Raw genomic sequence first — 3,466 nt, forward strand, 5'->3', positions numbered from 1 at the left:
TGTAATATCTGGTATCATATAGAAACCAACTTGCATTGTATCATAGTACATATCAACTCCAAATAGACCATCATAATCATCTGGGTCAGGACCGTCTACATAAGCCGTGTCAGAGGAGTAAATCATGGTGGTACCCATTAATTCTATTATGTAACCAAGCCAAGAAGTTGGGTCTGTTGGATTAGATGAATATGCGATCCCCATGTTCCACGTCAATGCATCTTCTTCATTGGTCCATGTCACAACTGTATTGCCTGATGCATCTTTAGTTATGCCAGGTATTACATCGTCTCCTGGTGAATTTGATACCAATATGTTGTCTGCTTTGGTATTTCCATCCACTGGTTTTATAACTGTATATCCTTTTATTTGGTTTTTAATTACCGTATTTTGTTGCTCATCGTTAGCAACTACAGATGTACTAGGCAAAATAAATGCTAGTGCAACTATAACTGCTACAGCTGCCTCAAAATATTTTTTCCTACCTATTTTTCGCAAAATTTCACCTCCACCAAAAATTATTTAACATCTGTTAATTTATAATGGTTTCGATTACTGGTACTGCGAAGTTAATTGTTGATCCTTTTAATGATATATCTATATTGACACGTATCATGTATCATGAGAGATACCTCTTTTATCAACAAATAATTTCTAAGTACCCGATTACTATAAATTCTTAGAAAGATCACAACAATTCTCAACTAAAATATCGATTTCTTCTTTAGTAGCATTATCAACATGCACGCCACCAACCGCAACAACCTTTTTGTTATATTTTTTACAAGCTGTTTCTGCAATAGGTTTTAGAACAATATCATCAAAATGTCCTTTCAAACGAATCACCTGAGATTTTTTACCTGGTTCACAAACAACAACACCGCCAATATGAGGTTTTTCTCCTCCACCTAGAACAAAAAGAAGGCTATCTCCAATCTTATCTTTTTTTAACCAAACCTTATATTTGCCTTTACCCGAGGTAAGCATTGACATCAACTTTTTTGTATCTCACGATCGCATATTTACTTTTGTCAACATCAAAAGGGATAGTTGCATCAACACCAACCTTACATGTAAGCGCCTTTTTACCTAGTTCTTGTTTTGAGGAGGGATCAAGGCTGCTACCAGGTTGATCAGGTTTAACAACCAAGTCTTTATCACCCTGGAAACGTGTCGCAATCGCCCACTCAACCGCAACTGGGTTGTAAATATCAACATCGTCATCAACGATCACAACATGTTTCATACTCTTATGACCGTTAAACGCTGCCTCAATAGCTTTTTTACCATCATCAGGGTTTTTCTTTTTAATCTGAACAACACCATGAAGCCAAGAGCCACCACCCATTGTCACATACACATTTTTACATTCGACAACCTTACTTACCTCATCATAAATAGTTGGCTCCTTAGGCATACCCATAAGAATCTTATGTTCAAAACGACCTGGGATCAAAGCCTGATACATAGCATCCCTACGATGAGTAATGCAATCAACAACAAAAACAGGTTCCTTACGCTCAAAATCACGAGTCTCAGTAAGATCAACAAAAGGTCCCTCCCGATCAACCTCTTTAGTAAGCCGCCCCTCAATAACAATTTCAGATTCAGCAGGAACCTCAAGGTTTTTAGTCACACATTTAACCAGATCAGTTCTATCAAGCGCATTCGCTATAGAAAACTCATCAACACCAGAAGGTGGACCAAGAGATGCCGCAACCATCACAGCAACAGAATTACCAATGCAAACAGCCATCTCAAGATCACCCTTAACCTTATCATAAGTAGTTCTAGTCTGCCTCTTTGGAATCAATCTAGCTGTAAACTTGTTTTTACCAATCATCATCAGACGATGAAAAGAAACATTCCTACCAGTATCAGGGTCTTTTATAGTCGCAACAGTCGCAGAAGCATATCTACCACCATCACCATCTAAATGAAACAAAATAGGAAGCATATTCAAATCAGGGTTTCTAACAACAACCTCCTGACAAGGAGCCTTACTAACCATCTTCGGAGACTTCGGTTTCCTCAAAGCCTCAACAAGTTTAAACAAAAGTTTTTCTTTTGTCGTACCAAGACCCTCAGCGATAATATCACGACTAGAAGTAATACCAGCAAAAACAGGCATAGAATAACCTTTCACTTTCTCAAAAATAACAGGTTTTTCATCAAGGGAATAAATAATGTTAGCGATCTCATAATTCGTCGAAACCTCTTTCTTAATACGAACAAGTTTACCCTCTTTTTCAAGTTTTTTAAGAAAATCACGTAGATTCATCTACATCATCCCCCTAGAAGTAACACCTATAAGTGTTTTCAAAACCTGAAAACCTTCCTTTTCAATAGCATTCGCAACCTTCTCCTGCAGTTCCTTACCAGGTGTAAGAGCAATCATGTTACCACCGAGTCCACCACCAGTGAGTTTAGCACCAAGAGCACCATTATCACGTGCTAGTTTAACAAGAAAATCAAGCTCCCTAGAAGATACTTCAATCTGTTGCAAAAGCTTATGATTCTCATTCATAAGTTTACCAACCTCAACATAATCCTCTTCCTGAAAAGCCCTTTTCGCAAGATAAGCAATATTCTCAGCCCTATCAAAAATCTCATCATATTTCTTCTTATTTTTCTCCTTACGTTCTCTTACACCAGCAACAGCAGCTGTAGTATCAGCAACCTTACCAGTATTACCCATCACTATCTCAACAGGGCCAGAAATCGATATCCTCTCTATGATATTCGGCTCAGCTTTCTCAAACCATATAAGGCCACCGAAAGTAGAAGCAGTATTATCTATACCAGAAGGGGTACCATGATACCCTTTTTCGCCTTCAAAAGCTATATCATTTATCTTCTCATCAGACAAATTAAGGTTATAATACTGAGATAACGCTCTAGCAATAGCAACACAAGATGCTGCACTAGCACCTACACCACTTGCAGCATAAAGGTCCCCATCAAGCGTTATTTTTATACCTTTTTTTGATAAATCAATGTTCATCGCCTTAAGAATCCTATCTATAGAATCCTTCTGCTGATCAAGCTTATCCTCCTTATACCCTGGTGTAGCACTCCTATTATCCTCCAATTTATACATCGGTTTATCATATGGTTCCACACGAGCATGCGTATACTGCCCTATAGAAGAAACAATAGATGGTACACCATATACTACAAAATGTTCATTAAATAAAATAGCCTTCCCAAAACCTATGCCCTCGCCCGACATTTATATCACATAAAGTACATCTGATTGTTTTACTTGAAATACCATAATTAATATGAGTTTTTATTGATTTTGGTCAAACTATTAGAAGTTAGAAAGATATTTAATTACAGAGTAGCTTAACAAAACCTTAAGATAGGTCGATAATTATAATGAAGACAATTAAAGAATTAGGAGATTTTAATTTCAAATATGATTTAAAAATTAGGGAGATTTTTGGAATTAAAAGATCGGTTT

4 protein-coding genes are annotated in these 3,466 nt (G+C 37.0%); all 4 read right to left on the bottom strand.

All coding sequences use genetic code 11. The features are described from left to right. On the bottom strand, nt 1-498 hold a 498-nt coding region (locus QHH19_07010), incomplete at its 3' end, for a hypothetical protein (GenBank protein MDH7518069.1). Nucleotides 499-669: 171 nt separating this feature from the next. Next, nucleotides 670-996 (bottom strand): hypothetical protein, encoded by a 327-nt coding sequence (locus QHH19_07015; GenBank protein MDH7518070.1) that lies wholly within the window; start codon nt 994-996, stop codon nt 670-672. After that, nucleotides 971-2,281: a UbiD family decarboxylase gene (locus QHH19_07020; protein MDH7518071.1), complete on the bottom strand. Its 1,311-nt coding sequence runs from the start codon at nt 2,279-2,281 to the stop codon at nt 971-973. The genes QHH19_07015 and QHH19_07020 overlap by 26 nt, the downstream gene beginning before the upstream one ends. After that, nucleotides 2,282-3,232: a mevalonate kinase gene (gene mvk / locus QHH19_07025; protein MDH7518072.1), complete on the bottom strand. Its 951-nt coding sequence runs from the start codon at nt 3,230-3,232 to the stop codon at nt 2,282-2,284. Between the last annotated feature and the right edge of the window lie 234 nt (nt 3,233-3,466).

The sequence above is a fragment of the Candidatus Thermoplasmatota archaeon genome, assembly GCA_029907305.1.
In the GTDB taxonomy this organism is placed as follows: domain Archaea; phylum Thermoplasmatota; class E2; order DHVEG-1; family DHVEG-1; genus JARYMC01.